Origin of the sequence: Streptomyces sp. NPDC057694, assembly GCF_042799415.1 — a bacterium.
Taxonomy (GTDB): Bacteria; Actinomycetota; Actinomycetes; order Streptomycetales; family Streptomycetaceae; genus Streptomyces.
On sequence record NZ_JBHVIX010000015.1, the window covers coordinates 68,741 to 84,836 of the forward strand.

A 16,096-nucleotide genomic window follows, 5' to 3' on the forward strand; every position below is an offset into this window, starting at 1 on the left:
TCCGTACGCCCGGGCGGCAGTGATCAGCGGGGCCGCGTCTCCGTCTTCGGCGCCAGCGTCAGCAGTGTGGCCTCCGGCGGGCAGGCGAAGCGGAACGGGGTGTAGCGGTTCGCGCCGCAGCCCGCCGAGACGTGGAGGTAGGAGGTGTTGCCCTCCGCCGTGTGTCGCGACAGGCCCTTCACGCGGTCGGTGTCCAGGTCGCAGTTGGTGACCAGGGCGCCGTAGAAGGGGATGCAGACCTGGCCGCCGTGCGTGTGCCCGGCCAGGATCAGCGGGTAGCCGTCGGCGGCGAAGGCGTCGAGGGCCCTCAGGTACGGGGCGTGGACCACGGCCATCGAGAAGTCGGGGCCGGCCGTGGGGCCGCCCGCCACCTCCGCGTACCGGTCGCGCTTGATGTGCGGGTCGTCCAGGCCGGTGAAGCCGATCTCGACGCCGGCCACCTTGAGCGCGCCGCGCGTGTTGGTGAGGTTCAGCCAGCCGGCCTCGTCGAAGCCGTCGCGCAGGTCCTCCCACGGGTTGTGGATGGCATCGACGACCGGCGCGTTGCCGTTCAGACCGTGGCGGCCCTGCACCTTCTCCAGCAGGTACCGGGCGGGGTTGCGGGGCCGGGGACCGTAGTAGTCGTTGGAGCCGAACACGTACGCGCCCGGGAACTCCATCAGCGGGCCGAGCGCGTCGAGCACCTCGGGCACGCCCTCCGGGTCGGAGAGGTTGTCGCCCGTGTTGATGACGAAGTCGGGGCGCAGACCGGCCAGCGAGCGCAGCCAGCGCTGCTTCTTGCGCTGCCCGCCGACCATGTGGATGTCGGATACCTGGAGGACGCGCAGCGGGTGCATACCGGCGGGCAGGACCGGGACCGTGACGCGTCGCAGGCGGAAGGAGCGGGCCTCGTAACCCGCGGAGTAAGCGACGGTGGCGGCGCCCGCCGCCACGATGCCAGCAGAGACCTTCAGGGGAATCCCGTATCGCGCGCGCATGTGTCCCATCGTGTCAGACGGCCGGGGGCCCGGAAATCGGCGGGCGTGACGCCCCGCACACCTGCGACAATCAAGTCATGACCACGCTCAAGTCGAAGCTGCACGACGACCTCAACGTCGCGATCAAGGGGCGGGACGAGCTGCGCTCCTCGACGCTCCGGATGACCCTCGCCGCCATCACGACCCAGGAGGTCGCCGGCAAGGAGAAGCGCGAGCTCGCCGACGAAGAGGTGCAGGCGGTGATCGTCAAGGAGGCGAAGAAGCGCCGCGAGGCCGCCGAGGCCTTCGAGAAGGGCGGGCGTGCCGAGTCCGCCGCCCGTGAGCTGGCCGAGGGCGAGGTGCTCGCCGAGTACCTGCCGCAGCAGCTGTCCGACGCCGAGCTGGAGCAGATCGTCGGGCAGGCGGTCGAGGAGGCGAAGGCGGCCGGCGCCGAGGGCCCGCGCGCCATGGGCCAGGTCATGAAGATCGTGAAGCCGAAGGTCGGAGACCGTGCCGAGGGCGGCCGGGTCGCCGCCGCGGTCAAGAAGCTGCTCGCCGGCTGAGCCCGAGCCGCCGCAAGAAGAACGAAAGAGGGGCGCCCCCGCGGGGGCGCCCCTCTTTTTGCTGTGGCCCGGGGGCCGGCTAACGGCCCCAGCCGCCGCCGTTCCCGTTCCCGCCGTTCCCCTGTCCCTGGAACAGCCCGTCGGGGAGACCGGTGTCGCCCGTGTCGCCGGTGCCTCCGGTGTCGCCACCGCCGCCACCGCCGGCACCGGGCTTGCCGTCGTCCTGGCCGCCCTGGTCCCGCCCCTTGTCCTTGTCCTTGCCCTTGCCCTTGTCCGGGTCGGGGATGTCGACCATGGTGAAGCCCGGCGCGTCCTTGCCCGACAGGGCGCCGGTCATGGCCGCCCGCCAGATCGGGCCGGGCGTGTCGGCGCCGTAGACCTTGTCGTGGTAGCGGCCGCCGATGGTGATGTTCGTCATCTCGACGCCCTGCGAGGCGCTGCCGACCCACACGGCGCCCGACAGGTTCGGCGTGTAGCCGACGAACCAGGCGTTCTTCCGGGCGTCCGTCGTACCCGTCTTACCGGCGTTGTCCCGGTCGGAGAGGCCGGCCTGCTGGCCCGTACCGGAGTCGGTCACTCCGCTGAGCAGCGTATTGATCTTGTCCGCGGTCTGCGTCGACATGGCGCGCGAGCACTTCGACTTCGGGACGGCCAGCGACTTGCCGTTGGCGTCGGTGATCGACTCGATGGCGACCGGGGTGCAGTACGTGCCCTCGTTGGCGAACGCGGCGTACGCGGAGGCCATCGTCAGCGGCGAGAGGCCCGTCGAACCGAGGGTCATCGACGAGGGCACCTCGGGCACCTTGGTGCCGTTGCCCTGGACCACGCCCAGCTTGTTCGTCATCTTCACGACCGGGCACATGCCGGTGTCGGCGAGCATCTCCACGAAGTACGTGTTGATGGACTTCTCCATCGCCTCCTTGAGGCGATAGGGGCCGGACTCCGACTCGTTCTCGTTCTCCAGCTTGTAGCCGCCGTCGTTGGTCCACGGCTTGCCGCTGCACGTCTGCACGGTGCTCGGGTACGGCATCTGGTACGGCGCCGGGAACTGCTGCGTGATCGGCGTGCCGTTCTCCAGCGCGGCCGCCGCCAGGAACGGCTTGAACGTCGAACCGGTCGGGAAGCCGTAGTTGGAGCCGTGGTACGCCGAGTTCACCGAGTAGTTGATCGACGTCTCGTTCTTGCCGTAGCCGTACGGCTTCGACTGCCCCATGCCGAGGATCTTGCCGCTGCCCGGCTCGACGAGCGTGACCGCCGAGGCCACCGAGTCCGTCTGGTACACGTTGCTCTTGATGGAGGCCTGGACCGACTGCTGGGCCTGCGGGTCGAGCGTCGTCCTGACGGTCAGACCGCCGCGGCTCCAGAGCTTGGCGCGCACCTCCTTCGTCTTGCCGAAGGCCGGGTCGTTCTTCACGACCTGCTCGACGTAGTCGCAGAAGAAGGCCGCGCCCTTGACCGCGGTGATGCAGCCGTTCTGCGGCTTGCTGACCTTCAGACCGAGGGCCGTCTGCTTGGCCTTGTCGGCCTCCGCCTGCGAGATGTCGTGGACGTCGGCCATGCGCTGCAGCACGATGTTGCGCCGCTTCTTCGCCTCGGCCTCGTCGTTGACCGGGTCGTAGCGGCTCGGGGACTGCACGATGCCCGCGAGGAGCGCCGACTCCTGGACGTTCAGCTCCTTGGCCGACTTGGAGAAGTAGCGCTGGGAGGCGGCCTCGACGCCGTACGCCTGCTCACCGAAGTAGGTGATGTTCAGGTAGTTGGTGAGGATCCGCTTCTTGCCGAGGTCCTTCTCGATCTGGATCGCGTACTTCAGCTCGCGGATCTTGCGCCCGATCGTCTGCTGGGTGGCCTGCGCCAGCTTCGTCGGGTCGTCGCCCGCCTCCTCCATGAAGACGTTCTTCACGTACTGCTGGGTGAGGGTCGAGGCGCCCTGGGCGACGCCACCGCCCTGCGCGTTCGCGTTGATGGCGCGCAGGATGCCCTTCGGGTCGACGGCCCCGTGCTCGTAGAAGCGCGAGTCCTCGATCGCGACGATCGCCTTCTGCATGTACGGAGAGATCTCGTCGAGCTTCACCACGGTGCGGTCGCGGTCGTAGACCGTCGCGATCTTTCCGCCCTGGCTGTCCAGGATCGTGGTGCGCTGACTGAGCGGAGGCTGCTTCAGAGCGGCCGGAGTGTCGTCGAATTCCTCGACCGAGCCCTTGGCGGCCAGCCCGAGCGCGCCCGCGGCGGGCAGCGCGATTCCGGCGAGCACGGCACCCGCGAGGACGCTGACACCGAGGAACTTGGCGGCCTGTTGGGCCGGCGACATACCGCCGCCGTCACCGGCCGAGCGCTTCTTTCCCATGCAGGGCAGCCTACGTTCTGATTCTCCGGACAGGCGTATATGCCTTGGCCTAAGCTGCACTCAACTGTCACAGCAGTGCGGTCTCGTATCAAGACGTGGGACGGCCCCGAAACGTTCCCGGCACTTCCTCAATACCTCTGACGTGCCTCTTGTAGTCATTCCTGTGCCTCCCGCGACCCTTCGCGCAGGGCCTGGAAGGTGTCCGAAACCGCCTCGTGTGTCACCCGGCGCCCGTTGTGGCGCAAGTGAACTGTCCAGATTTGCCGGGGTTGTTACGCATGTCTCCCGGTCACTCCGTCGGGTGATCTGCCGCTTACGCATAGTCCGTTCGGGCCATTCAAGATTGGGCCCGAAGGGGGTGTTGCGCTGTGCCCACCTTCCGTAACGTCCTCAACTGGCGGCGGTGAATATGCCGCTGCCGCCGTGGGGGAGCCTCGATTCGGGAGAGGACGGCGCCGGTATGGGCTGGGTAGTCGACTGGAGTGCGCAGGCGGCCTGCCGCACTACCGATCCGGATGAACTGTTCGTACAAGGAGCAGCGCAGAACCGGGCGAAGGCGGTGTGCACGGGATGTCCCGTGCGGACCGAGTGCCTGGCGGACGCTCTGGACAATCGCGTCGAGTTCGGCGTGTGGGGTGGCATGACGGAGCGGGAGCGCCGCGCACTGTTGCGCAGGCGTCCGACCGTCACCTCATGGCGCCGTCTGCTGGAGACGGCGCGTACGGAGTACGAGCGCAGTGCGGGCCTGCTGCCCGCGGAGCTCGACAACGACGAGACGTACGAGAGGTTCGCCGCCGTCGGGTAGACGGCGCCGCACCCTTTCGTACCGGAGCCCTGACCGGCTCCGGTCCGCGACCGCACGGCCGACGTGCGGGCGCGTACGGCTCATTCAGCTCCGGCCGGAGTGCCACCGGCCGCGAGCCGGTCTCCGATGTCCCTGAGGCCTGCCAGGTCGTGCACATCGCCCGGCAGCGCCGCGATCTCGGCCACGGCGACCTCCGGGTGGAGCGCGGTGAAGCGGTCACGCGTGCGCTGTTCGCGCGCGACGAGCCGCATCCGCTCCGCGTGCAACCGCAGGAGCCCTGCGGTCAGTTGCTCGGTGCTCGGGTGTGCGGGAGTCTCCGCTGCGGCGGGGGAGCCTGACGCGGTATCCGACTCGGAAGCGGGCTCGGAAGGAGTACGCACCTCTTCCTTCCCGGGCGTCTGATCCACAATGCGGCGTTCGTCAAGATTTTCCGCGGCGGCCAGCGCGCGCTCGGCGGACAGCCGGTCGGCGCCGCTGCCGTGCACCCGGTTCAGCACGAGCCCGGCGAGCGGCATCCGCTCCGCGGCCAGGCGTTCCACGAAGTACGCGGCCTCGCGCAGCGCGTCCCGCTCGGGCGCGGCCACGACGAGAAAGGCGGTCCCGGGCGCCTGGAGGAGCTTGTACGTGGCGTCCGCGCGGGTACGGAATCCGCCGAACATGGTGTCCATCGCGGCCACGAACGTCTGTACGTCACGCAGCAGCTGCCCGCCGAGGAGCTTGCCGAGCGCGCCCGTCATCATCGACATCCCGACGTTCAGGAACTTCATCCCGGCCCGTCCGCCGACCTTCGCGGGGGCCATCAGTACGCGGATCAGCTTGCCGTCGAGGAACGAGCCGAGCCGCTTGGGCGCGTCCAGGAAGTCGAGCGCCGAGCGCGACGGCGGGGTGTCGACGATGATCAGGTCCCAGGTGTCCCGGGCCCTGAGCTGGCCCAGCTTCTCCATCGCCATGTACTCCTGCGTGCCCGCGAAGCCCGCCGAGAGCGACTGGTAGAAGGGGTTGTTCAGGATCGCCTCGGCCCGCTCGCCGTCCGCGTGCGCCTCGACGATCTCGTCGAAGGTGCGCTTCATGTCGAGCATCATGGCGTGCAGCTCGCCGCCGGCCGCGTCACCGGTCGCCTCGACGCCCTTCACCCGGCGCGGCACGTTGTCGAGGGAGTCGATGCCCATGGACTGGGCGAGGCGCCGGGCCGGGTCGATGGTCAGCACCACGACCTTGCGGCCGCGCTCGGCGGCGCGCAGGCCGAGCGCCGCGGCGGTCGTGGTCTTGCCGACCCCGCCCGAGCCGCAGCAGACCACGATGCGGGTGGCCGGGTCGTCGAGCAGCGGGTCGATGTCGAGCGCGCCTTCAGGGTTCAGCGTCATCGAAGCGGTCCTCAGATCCCTTGCCGTCGCAGTTCCTCGGCGAGCGTGTACAGGCCCGCGAGGTCCAACCCCTCGGTGAGCAGCGGAAGTTCGTGCAGCGGCAGCTCCGCCCCGGTGAGCAGCTCGCGCTGGGCGCGCTCCAGGACGTACCGCTCCGCGTACTCCTCCGCCTGCGCGAGCAGCGGCCCCACGAGCCGCTTCGCGCCGCTGAGCCCGGCCGCCGTCAGGGCCCCGGTGACCTCCGGCGCGACGGACGGTGAACGGGTCAGCGCCAGTGCGGGTTCCCCCAGGAGCGCGGGTCGCACCATGTTCACCATGATCCGTCCCACGGGGAGGTGCGCGGCGCGCAGTTCGGCGACCCCGTCGAGGGTCTCCTGCACCGGCATCTCCTCCAGGAGGGTCACCAGGTGCACCGCGGTCTGCGGCGACTTGATGACCCGCATGACCGCCTGGGCCTGATTGTGTATCGGGCCCATCCGGGCCAGCCCGGCGACCTCGTCGTTCACGTTCAGGAAGCGGGTGATGCGCCCCGTGGGCGGGGCGTCCATCACGATGTAGTCGTACGCGTACCGGCCCTGCTTGTCCTTGCGCCGCACGGCCTCGCACGCCTTGCCGGTCAGGAGTACGTCCCTGAGTCCCGGCGCGACGGTCGTCGCGAAGTCGATCGCGCCCAGCTTCTTCAGGGCGCGGCCCGCGCCGCCCAGCTTGTAGAACATCTGGAGGTAGTCCAGCAGCGCCAGTTCCGGATCGATGGCGAGCGCGTACACCTCCCCGCCGCCGGGCGCGACGGCGATCTTCCGCTCCTCGTAGGGGAGCGCTTCCGTCTCAAAGAGCTGCGCGATGCCCTGCCTGCCCTCCACCTCCACCAGGAGAGTGCGCTTGCCCTCGGTCGCGAGGGCGAGCGCGAGTGCGGCGGCGACCGTGGTCTTTCCGGTACCGCCCTTGCCGCTGACGACCTGGAGCCTGCTCACGTATTCGAGCGTAACCAGAACGCGGCCCGATCACGCAGCAGCCTCAGGAACGACGCACATGACTTCGGCGGTTAGAGTCGGCCCCATGGCTACGAAGTGGGAGTACGCGACTGTGCCGCTGCTGGTGCACGCGACGAAGCAGATCCTGGACACCTGGGGCGAGGACGGCTGGGAGCTCGTCCAGGTCGTGCCCGGGCCGAACAACCCCGAGCAACTGGTGGCGTACCTGAAGCGGGAGAAGAGCGCGTGAGCGGCGCGGTGGAGGCGCGGCTCGCCGAGCTGGGCCTCACCCTGCCGCCCGTCGTGCCGCCGGTCGCCGCGTATCAGCCGGCCGTGCGGTCCGGTGTGTACGTGTACACGGCGGGCCAGCTTCCGATGGTCGACGGCAAGCTGACGCTGACCGGCAAGGTCGGCGCCGAGGTCACCGCCGAGGAGGCCAAGGAGCTGTCCCGCGTCTGCGCGCTGAACGCGCTGGCCGCCGTGAAGTCCGTCGCCGGTGACCTGGACCGCATCGAGCGCGTCGTGAAGGTCGTCGGCTTCGTCGCCTCCGCCGCCGACTTCACCGGCCAGCCCGGTGTCATCAACGGCGCAAGCGAGCTGCTCGGCGAGGTCCTGGGCGACAAGGGCGTGCACGCCCGCAGCGCCGTCGGCGTCGCCGTGCTCCCGCTGGACTCGCCGGTCGAGGTGGAGATCCAGGTGGAGCTGACTCCGGAGGCATAGCCCCTTTCCGCCGTGTCCGAGCGCGACGCTCGTCGTGGCTGGCCGCGCAGTTCCCCGCGCCCCTGAAGGCCGCAGGCCTTTCAGGGGCGCGGGGAACTGCGCGAGAAGCGGCCACCGGCCGTCAGCCGACCGACAACCCGAAAAGGGGCGCGGGGAACTGCGCGACCGCCCCCACCGGCCCGCGGACGAGCAGCGACCCCTCGAACATCCCGTCGACTCGGGATAGCCTCCGGCCATGTCCAACGGCCAGTGGTACCCCCCGGAGTGGCCGGACCGCATCCGCGCCCTCGCCGCCGGCACCCTGACGGCGGCGACCCCGCGCCGCGCCGCCACCGTGATGCTGCTCAGAAACGCCCCCGGCGGCCCCGAGGTGCACATGCTGCGCAGACGTACGTCGATGGCGTTCGCGGCCGGCGCCTACGCCTATCCCGGCGGCGGAGTCGACCCGCGCGACGACGACCGCCAGGTGCGCTGGGCGGGCCCGACACAGCAGACGTGGGCCGAGCGGCTCGGCGTACCCGAGAAGGACGCCCAGGCGATCGTCTGCGCCGCGGTGCGCGAGACGTTCGAGGAGGCGGGCGTACTGCTCGCGGGCCCGACCCCGGACACGGTCGTCGACGACACCACCGGCGAACAGTGGCAGGCCGACCGGCAGGCACTGATCGCCCGCGATCTCTCCTTCGCCGAGTTCCTCCAGCAGCGCGGCCTCGTGCTGCGCTCCGATCTGCTCGGCGCGTGGGCCCGCTGGATCACCCCCGAGTTCGAGCCGCGCCGCTACGACACCTGGTTCTTCGCGGCCGCGCTCCCGGCGGGCCAGCGCACCAGCGACGACTCCTCCGAGGCCGACCGCACCGTGTGGATCAGCCCCGGGCAGGCCGCCTCCGCGTACGACCGGGGCGAGTTGACGATGATGCCGCCCACCATCGCCACCCTGCGCACCCTGGCCGCGTACGGATCCGCCCACGACGCCCTGGCCGGCGCCGCGGGCCGCGACCTGACGCCCGTACTGGCACAGGCCCGGCTGGAAGCGGGCGAGCTGGTGCTGTCCTGGCCGGGGCACGACGAGTTCACCAAGCACATTCCGACCGGCGGGAGCAACTGACCGATGACCGAAGCCGCCGCCCTGCCCGGACAGCCGCGCGGCGGGGTCCAGTCCGGCCCCGCCACCGCCCGCGCCGTCAACGTGCTCGCGCCCAACGCGTCCGCGATGACCCTCGACGGCACCAACACCTGGCTCCTCGCCGAGCCGGACAGCGACCTCGCCGTCGTGATCGACCCGGGCCCGCTCGACGACGGCCACCTGAAGAACGTGATCGACGTCGCCGAGAGGGCCGGCCGCCGCATCGCGCTCACCCTCCTCACACACGGCCACCCGGACCACGCCGAGGGGGCGGGCCGGTTCGCCGAGCTGACCGGGACCAAGGTGCGCGCCCTCGACCCGGCGCTGCGCCTCGGCGACGAGGGCCTGGCGGCCGGTGACGTCGTCACGACCGGCGGCCTGGAACTGCGCGTCGTCCCCACCCCCGGCCACACCGCCGACTCGCTGAGCTTCCATCTCCCCGCCGACCAGGCCGTGTTGACCGGCGACACCATCCTGGGCCGGGGCACGACGGTCGTCGCGCACCCGGACGGCCGGCTCGGCGACTACCTCGACACCCTGCGCCGGCTGCGCTCGCTCGCCGTCGACGACGGGGTGCACACGGTCCTGCCCGGGCACGGGCCGGTCCTGGAGGACGCCCAGGGCGCCGTCGAGTTCTACCTCGCGCACCGTGCCCACCGGCTCGCCCAGGTGGAGACCGCCGTCGAGGACGGGTACGCGACGGCCGCCGAGGTCGTCGCCCATGTGTACGCGGACGTGGACCGATCCCTGTGGCCGGCGGCCGAGCTGTCCGTCCTGGCCCAGCTCGACTACCTGCGCGAACACGGACTGATCTAGGGCGAAGCGGGGGCGGAAAGCGCAGGTCGAGGCTCAGGGAGCGACAGGCTTGGCTCCCGTTCCTGAGCCCCGGCTCCGCGTCCCCCTCTATGCCGGTGCGAGGCGGGCGGCCAGGCCGTCGAGGACGCGGTCGAGGCCGTACCGGAAGCGATCCTCGCGCACCTGCCGCGGGTCCGGGGACTCCACGGCGTCCGGGCTGTGCTCTGCCACCCACTCTTGCTCGGAGACCCCGCTAGGGCCGATCAGCGAGAGAAAGGCGGCCTCCGCGATCGCGGTCCCGATGACGTAGGACATGAGCGCCCCTGCGGCCATGTCCTGCTCGCCCTCAGGGAAACCGGCCGCCTCGAACTGCGCCAGCAGGCCCGATGTCGTCCGCATGGCCTGGGGGCCGCTGTGGAGGAGTCCTACCTGGCCGAGTTCCGGGCCGATCCACGGATGGCGCAGAACCATCTGCCGCAGATCGGACGCGGTGCGGGACGCGGCCGCGCGCCACTGCGCACGGTTCGCGGTCGGCGACGGGGTGAGCTCACCGAACGCCTCGTCCACGGCCAGCTGGATCAGCTCGTCCCGATTGGCCACGTGCCGATAGAGGGAGGCGGCACCTGCGTTCAGGCGGGTGCCGAGCCTGCGCATGCTGAGCGCCTCGACGCCCTCCGCGTCCAACAGTTCCAACGTCGCGGCCACGATCTGCTCACGTGTCAGCTGCTCCCGCTGAGGGCGGTGCGGACGGGTCCACACCGAAGTGATCGGTTGGGGGTCGGCGGGCATCCGTCCACTCCTCATCGGTGCATCAGTGCGTCGGCCCCACGATAGCTCACACCGTACGCATCTTGCGAACGGTGTTTTTTGATGCGTACAGTGTTCGCAACGGCGGAACGATGTGCGCATCGGGAGAAGGGGCAGGCGTGTCGAACAAGGCGAGCGGGGACGAGCAGGGCAACGGGAACGCGGGCGGGGCCGGAGAGGTCCGCGCATCGAGCGGACGGAAGCTGGATCTCGACCACTGGCAGGCACGCCTCGACGAGTTGATCGCCGAGCACCACGTGCCGGGCGCGTCTCTGGCCATCCTCATCGACGGAACCGTCCACGAACTGGCGAGCGGCATCCTGCACCGGGGCACCGGCGTCGCGGCGACGACCGACTCGGTCTTCCAGATGGGCTCGATCGCCAAGATCTACACGGCGACGCTGGTCATGCGGCTCTCCGAGTCGGGCCGAATCGATCTGGACGCACCGGTCACGGACATCCTGCCGGAGTTCTCGGTCGCCGACCCCGAAGCCACCGGCCAGATCACGGTCCGCCGGCTGCTCAGCCACACCGGCGGTCTCACCTGCGACTTCAACCACGACAGCGGGCGCGGCGACGACTGCCTCGCCAAGTACGTCGAAGCCGCGAGGAACGTGGCGCTCGACTGCCCTCCCGGCAGCGCGATCTCGTACAGCAGTGTCGGCTACAACGTGCTCGGCAGGATCATCGAAGTGGTGACCGGCAAAGTCTGGGACGAGGCCCTCAGGGAACTGCTCCTGGCCCCGCTCGGCCTCACCCGCACGATGACACTGCCCGAGGAGGCACTGCGCTTCCGCGCGGCGATGGGGCACCTGGGCGCGCCGGGCCGGCAGCCCGACCCGGCGCCGGAATGGGACATGATGCCCCGCTCGGCAGGCCCCTACGGCCGGGTCATCGCCGCTGCGGGCGACCTCGCCCGGTTCGCCCGGATGCACCTCACGGGCGGCGTGTCCGAGGACGGCACGCGGATTCTCGCCCAGGAGACGGTCGAGTCGATGCAGCGTCAGGTGATCGAATGCCCCGACAAGTGGACCGTCAGTTCGGACGGTTGGGGCCTGGGCTGGACCCTGTACGACTGGAACGGTGTCCGTGGCTACGGTCACGACGGCGCCTCGATCGGCCAGTACTCCTACCTGCGCGTGGTGCCGTCCGCAGGCGTCGCCGTCGCACTGCTCACCAACGGCGGCGGCGCGCGCGAGGTGTACACGGCGCTCTACCGCGAACTCCTCGGTGAACTGGCCGGGGTGACCGTGCCCGACCCGTTCGCCCCGGCGGTCCCCGCGCCCGCGGTCGACTGGGCGCCGCTTGTCGGCACGTACCGGCGCGAGGGCGTGGTCATCACGGTGACGGAGAGGGACGGCGCAGGATGCGCGCTCTACGAGTTCGTCGACGGCATGGAAGGCCTGTCCGATCCTCTCCTGATCGACCTGCTGCCGGTCACGGAGACGGCGTTCGCCGGCACGGGTGTGGGAGCGGCCTTCAGCACGGACTACACGCCCGTGGTCTTCTCCACCCTTCCCGACGGCACGCGCTGCGTCTACATCGGCATGCGCTGCGGCCCCAAGGTCGCTTGACCCGGCACGGCCTCACGGAAGCGCCGCGGTACGAGTACGGACCGCGGCACTGACATCCACGGGCGGCACCAGGGGGCTGTGTGAACCCGACCTCGTGCCGCCCGCCCGCTTTTGGCCGCCGGCCGGGGCCTCCGTCAGGCCTCGGGCCAGTCGATGCCGAGCGTCGCGATCCGCTCGGGGTCGACGATGATGTCGACGCCCACGACCCTGCCCGCGCGGAACGTGAACCAGCCGATGCTGGCGACCTTGCCGCCTGGCGCCGTCACCATGCCCACGCCGTCGCCGACGAACGCCGCGAACGTGTCCGGGGCCATCCGCCCGTACAGCGCCGCCTGACCGGCCACCGCCAGGGCGCCGCGCACAAGCAGCGCCGCCGTGCCGGGGCCTTGGTCGACCCGCAGCAGCACGTCCGGGTCGAGGAGTTCGAGCAGCGCCTCGAAGTCGCCGGCGCGGGTCGCGGACAGCCAGGCGCCGACGACCTCGCGCTGGCGGGCCAGATCGGTGTCGGCCGGTGCGGTGGCGCCCTGCACGCGGCGCCGGGCCCGGCTGGCCAGCTGCCGGGTCGCCGCGGGCGTGCGCTCCACGATCGGCGCGAGGTCCTCGAACGGCACCGCGAACATGTCGTGCAGCACGAACGCCAGCCGCTCGGCGGGCGCCAGCGTGTCGAGCACGACCAGCAGCGCGAGCCCCACGGTGTCGGCCAGCTCGGCCTCGTGGACCGGATCGGCGGGCCTGACCACCGGATCCGGCAAGCGGAACTCACCGGCGCCCCCGTCCTCCAGCGGCTCCTCGCGGCGCGTGGTCCTGGCCCGCAGCATGTCGAGGCAGATCCGCCCGACGACGGTCGTCAGCCAGCCGCCCAGGTTGTGCACCTCGCCCGCGTCGGCCCGTTGCAGCCGCAGCCAGCCCTCCTGGACCGCGTCCTCCGCCTCGCTCAGCGACCCGAGCATCCGGTACGCCACGGAACGCAGCCGCCCGCGCTCCGCCTCGAAGCGCGTGGCCAGTTCGGCCTGTGTGGTCATCGTGCGGTTCCTCCCCTGTGGTCCTGCTGCTGGTCTAGCTGCGCACTTAATGCGCGGTGCCGTGCTTTGTGCCGTGTACGCGCGCGTATTCGTCCGCGAGCCAGGGCCCGAGCTCTTCGGTGTACGTGCGCAGGGCGCCGGGATCCCCGGTGGGGTCGTACCCGGCCGCCGCGGCGGCCCGCACCTGCGGCGCCCGCTCCGGGTAGTACTCCGCGAACACCTCGGCCATCGGGCCCAGCTCACCGGTCCAGCCGTTCCAGCGCGGCATGACGAGCGTGAAGGCGGTGCGCACGAGGCCGCGCGCGATGTGCCGTTCGAGCGCGCGCCGCTCGTCCGCGGTGCCGGCCCGGGCGATCCGCTCGCGCCAGCGGGGCAGGAGCGCGGCCAGGTTCCCGTTGGTCTCGCGGGCGAGCCGGGAGGTGGGCCGGTAGCGCGGGAGGTCCTCGGCCAGGTCCTCGCCGAGCAGCGGCGTGCACAGACAGGCGACGAACCACCCCATGTCGTACGTCTCGGCCTCGCTCAGCAGCCGCGCCCGGTCGTACACGAGCGTGCTCACGCCGTCGACCTGCGGGAACTCCTTGTCCAGCGCCGCGTCGAGGGTCCGCGCGTCGGCCCGGTCGGCCTCGGTGGGCCCGGCGCGCAGCACGAGCAGGAGGTCGAGGTCGGAGCGGCCGGGCCGCGCGGTGCCGCGGGGCACGGACCCGTACAGGTACGCGCTCGTCAGACGCGCGCCGAAGACGTCGAGCAGCCGGTCACGGGCGGCGGCCACGACGGGGCGGAAGGGCTCCTGGACGCGGCCCAGGGAGCCTTCGCGCGCGATGTATCCCTGGGCGTCGAGCCCGCGGTTCGGATCGGCCATGGGGCAACTGTGCAGGGAAGAGGTGCGCGGAGCACGGCATTTCCGCGGTTCTACGCGGACGGGTCCCGCCACGCGGTGTGGCGGGACCCGTCTCGTGCGAAATCCGGGACCTGGAGCCCCCTGGAATCAGGGGCCCGGGGTCAGCGCGAACGCTTCGCGAGGCGCTCGACGTCCAGCAGGATCACGGCGCGCGCCTCCAGGCGCAGCCAGCCGCGGCCCGCGAAGTCCGCCAGCGCCTTGTTCACGGTCTCGCGGGAGGCGCCGACGAGCTGGGCCAGCTCCTCCTGCGTGAGGTCGTGCACCACGTGGATGCCTTCCTCGGACTGCACGCCGAAGCGGCGCGACAGGTCGAGGAGCGCGCGGGCCACGCGGCCCGGCACGTCGGAGAAGACCAGGTCGGACATCTGGTCGTTCGTCTTGCGCAGGCGCCGGGCGACGGCGCGCAGCAGGGCGGCGGCCACCTCCGGCCGTGCGTTCAGCCAGGGCTGGAGGTCGCCGTGGCCGAGGCCGAGCAGCTTCACCTCGGTCAGCGCGCTGGCGGTCGCGGTGCGCGGTCCGGGGTCGAAGAGCGACAGCTCGCCGATCAGCTCACCCGGGCCGAGCACGGCCAGCATGTTCTCGCGGCCGTCGGGGGAGGTGCGGTGGAGCTTCACCTTGCCCTCGGTGACCACGTACAGACGGTCGCCGGGGTCGCCCTCGTGGAACAGGGCGTCGCCGCGTGCGAGGGTCACCTCACTCATGGAGGCGCGGAGCTCCGCGGCCTGCTCGTCATCGAGCGCCGCGAAGAGCGGGGCGCGCCGCAGAACGTCGTCCACGAGTTTCTCTCCTATGTCGCCTGCAGTGTGGGAATCGCTCGGGAAAGCCTTTCCCGACTGCCCATTTTGCCGGACGGTCCAAACAGTGTGATCAGTCACTCGGCTACAAGTCTGCCGCACCTGCGTCACAACCCGAGGGGGAGGGGGCCAATCGGGGACCGATCCAGTGGCTCCGGGGCGGATGTCGGTGCCGGGCTTTAGGCTGGCCGGGTGTCCAAAAAGCCGGTGAGAGCGCAGGCAGAGGGGGCTGAGGCGATGTCGGCCGCCCCTGATTCCGCTGTGGGCGAACATGCCCGTACGGCGGCCGTGGCCTGCGCCGTTCCGGTTGCCGCACCGCCCGGTTCCGCACAGGGGAAGGCCGCACAGTCGATGCCCGCGAAGAAGAAAGCGGTGGCCGAGAAGGCCCCGCCGAGGAAGGCCGCCCCCAAGCAGACCGCGGCGACGAAGACGGCCGCCCCTGCCAAGAAGGCCGCTCCTGCCAAGACGGCCGACTCTGTCAAGGACGCCGTCGCCAAGAAGGCACCGGCTAAGAAGGCGCCCGCCAAGAAGGCCACCGCCAAGAAGGCCCCTGCCAAGAAGGCCACCGCCAAGCCGGAGTCCCGTACCGCCCTGGTGCGCCGCGCCCGCAGGATCAACCGCGAGCTGGCGGAGACCTACCCCTACGCCCACCCCGAGCTGGACTTCGAGAGCCCCTTCCAGTTGCTGGTCGCCACGGTGATGTCGGCCCAGACGACCGACCTGAGGGTCAATCAGACGACGCCGGGCCTGTTCGCGAAGTACCCGACGCCGGAGGACCTCGCGGCGGCCGTCCCGGAGGAGGTCGAGGAGCTGATCCGCCCGACCGGGTTCTTCCGGGCGAAGACGCGCTCGATCATGGGCCTCGCCAAGGCCCTCTCGGAGGACTTCGGCGGCGAGGTCCCGGGCCGACTCGAAGACCTGGTGAAGCTGCCCGGAGTGGGCCGCAAAACCGCGTTCGTCGTGCTCGGGAACGCTTTCGGGCGCCCCGGCATCACGGTCGACACCCACTTCGGCCGGCTGGTGCGCCGCTGGAAGTGGACCGAGGAGACCGACCCGGACAAGGTCGAGAAGGCCGTCGGCGAGCTGTTCCCGAAGAGCGAGTGGACCCAGCTCAGTCACAACGTGATCTTCCACGGCCGCCGTATCTGCCACGCCCGCAAGCCGGCCTGCGGCGCCTGCCCGATCGCCCCGCTCTGCCCGGCGTACGGCGAGGGCGAGACGGACCCGGAGAAGGCGGAGAAGCTGCTCAAGTACGAGAAGGGCGGATTCCCGGGCCAGCGCCTCAAGCCGCCGCAGGGGTACCTGGACGCGGGCGGCATCGCGGCCCCGCCGCTGGGTGGTGCCACGTCCGGGTGACGGA

Annotated in this window: 16 protein-coding genes; 8 read left to right on the forward strand and 8 right to left on the reverse strand. The window is 71.0% G+C overall.

All coding sequences use genetic code 11. The annotated features are described in order from the left end of the window. Nucleotides 1-23: 23 nt before the first annotated feature. Complete coding sequence (locus tag ACFVDP_RS28120) at nt 24-977, reverse strand: metallophosphoesterase (protein ID WP_383495331.1); 954 nt, start codon at nt 975-977, stop codon at nt 24-26. A 77-nt stretch (nt 978-1,054) separates the two neighbouring features. On the opposite strand from ACFVDP_RS28120, the gene ACFVDP_RS28125 reads away from it, so the two are divergent. Further along, on the forward strand, nt 1,055-1,519 hold the full coding sequence (locus ACFVDP_RS28125) for a GatB/YqeY domain-containing protein (RefSeq protein ID WP_383495334.1): 465 nt from the start codon (nt 1,055-1,057) through the stop codon (nt 1,517-1,519). Between the two features lie 79 nt (nt 1,520-1,598). Here ACFVDP_RS28125 and ACFVDP_RS28130 read toward each other — a convergent pair whose 3' ends face one another. After that, a complete protein-coding gene (locus ACFVDP_RS28130; RefSeq protein WP_383495336.1) occupies nt 1,599-3,866 on the reverse strand; it encodes a transglycosylase domain-containing protein in 2,268 nt (755 codons plus the stop codon). Nucleotides 3,867-4,326: 460 nt separating this feature from the next. Between ACFVDP_RS28130 and ACFVDP_RS28135 the strand changes: the two genes are divergently transcribed. Continuing rightward, on the forward strand, nt 4,327-4,671 hold the full coding sequence (locus ACFVDP_RS28135) for a WhiB family transcriptional regulator (protein ID WP_181512524.1): 345 nt from the start codon (nt 4,327-4,329) through the stop codon (nt 4,669-4,671). Nucleotides 4,672-4,751: 80 nt separating this feature from the next. Here ACFVDP_RS28135 and ACFVDP_RS28140 read toward each other — a convergent pair whose 3' ends face one another. Together ACFVDP_RS28140 and ACFVDP_RS28145 are read right to left on the reverse strand one after the other, a co-directional pair. Next, nucleotides 4,752-6,035, reverse strand: a complete 1,284-nt coding sequence (locus ACFVDP_RS28140) for an ArsA family ATPase (protein ID WP_383495340.1) — start codon at nt 6,033-6,035, stop codon at nt 4,752-4,754. Between the two features lie 11 nt (nt 6,036-6,046). Continuing rightward, nucleotides 6,047-7,006 (reverse strand): ArsA-related P-loop ATPase, encoded by a 960-nt coding sequence (locus ACFVDP_RS28145; protein WP_383495343.1) that lies wholly within the window; start codon nt 7,004-7,006, stop codon nt 6,047-6,049. Between the two features lie 85 nt (nt 7,007-7,091). Between ACFVDP_RS28145 and ACFVDP_RS28150 the strand changes: the two genes are divergently transcribed. The 4 genes from ACFVDP_RS28150 (at nt 7,092) to ACFVDP_RS28165 (ending at nt 9,662) form a co-directional block, all read left to right on the forward strand. Then, nucleotides 7,092-7,256 carry a DUF4177 domain-containing protein gene (locus tag ACFVDP_RS28150; protein WP_383495346.1) on the forward strand — a complete coding sequence of 55 codons (165 nt, stop codon included), beginning with the start codon at nt 7,092-7,094 and terminating at the stop codon, nt 7,254-7,256. Further along, nucleotides 7,253-7,726 carry a RidA family protein gene (locus ACFVDP_RS28155; RefSeq protein WP_383495349.1) on the forward strand — a complete coding sequence of 158 codons (474 nt, stop codon included), beginning with the start codon at nt 7,253-7,255 and terminating at the stop codon, nt 7,724-7,726. The genes ACFVDP_RS28150 and ACFVDP_RS28155 overlap by 4 nt, the downstream gene beginning before the upstream one ends. A 235-nt stretch (nt 7,727-7,961) precedes the next feature. Continuing rightward, complete coding sequence (locus ACFVDP_RS28160) at nt 7,962-8,828, forward strand: NUDIX hydrolase (RefSeq protein WP_383495351.1); 867 nt, start codon at nt 7,962-7,964, stop codon at nt 8,826-8,828. A gap of 3 nt (nt 8,829-8,831) precedes the next feature. Then, nucleotides 8,832-9,662, forward strand: a complete 831-nt coding sequence (locus tag ACFVDP_RS28165) for an MBL fold metallo-hydrolase (RefSeq protein WP_383495354.1) — start codon at nt 8,832-8,834, stop codon at nt 9,660-9,662. A gap of 87 nt (nt 9,663-9,749) precedes the next feature. On the opposite strand, the gene ACFVDP_RS28170 is transcribed toward ACFVDP_RS28165, so the two are convergent. Next, nucleotides 9,750-10,430 carry a TetR/AcrR family transcriptional regulator gene (locus ACFVDP_RS28170; protein ID WP_383495357.1) on the reverse strand — a complete coding sequence of 227 codons (681 nt, stop codon included), beginning with the start codon at nt 10,428-10,430 and terminating at the stop codon, nt 9,750-9,752. A 110-nt stretch (nt 10,431-10,540) separates the two neighbouring features. Between ACFVDP_RS28170 and ACFVDP_RS28175 the strand changes: the two genes are divergently transcribed. Next, a complete protein-coding gene (locus ACFVDP_RS28175; RefSeq protein WP_383495360.1) occupies nt 10,541-12,022 on the forward strand; it encodes a serine hydrolase domain-containing protein in 1,482 nt (493 codons plus the stop codon). Between the two features lie 134 nt (nt 12,023-12,156). Here ACFVDP_RS28175 and ACFVDP_RS28180 read toward each other — a convergent pair whose 3' ends face one another. The 3 genes from ACFVDP_RS28180 to ACFVDP_RS28190 all read right to left on the reverse strand — a co-directional run bounded on the left by ACFVDP_RS28180 (nt 12,157) and on the right by ACFVDP_RS28190 (nt 14,718). Then, complete coding sequence (locus ACFVDP_RS28180) at nt 12,157-13,044, reverse strand: sigma-70 family RNA polymerase sigma factor (protein ID WP_383495363.1); 888 nt, start codon at nt 13,042-13,044, stop codon at nt 12,157-12,159. A gap of 46 nt (nt 13,045-13,090) precedes the next feature. Beyond that, entirely contained in the window at nt 13,091-13,903 is an 813-nt protein-coding gene (locus tag ACFVDP_RS28185; RefSeq protein ID WP_383495366.1) for a nucleotidyltransferase domain-containing protein, read from the reverse strand. Nucleotides 13,904-14,043: 140 nt separating this feature from the next. Then, nucleotides 14,044-14,718, reverse strand: coding sequence for a Crp/Fnr family transcriptional regulator (locus tag ACFVDP_RS28190; RefSeq protein ID WP_016642758.1), 675 nt, complete (start codon nt 14,716-14,718; stop codon nt 14,044-14,046). Nucleotides 14,719-15,087: 369 nt separating this feature from the next. Between ACFVDP_RS28190 and nth the strand changes: the two genes are divergently transcribed. Then, complete coding sequence (nth, locus tag ACFVDP_RS28195; RefSeq protein ID WP_383495369.1) at nt 15,088-16,092, forward strand: endonuclease III; 1,005 nt, start codon at nt 15,088-15,090, stop codon at nt 16,090-16,092. Nucleotides 16,093-16,096: the final 4 nt, after the last annotated feature.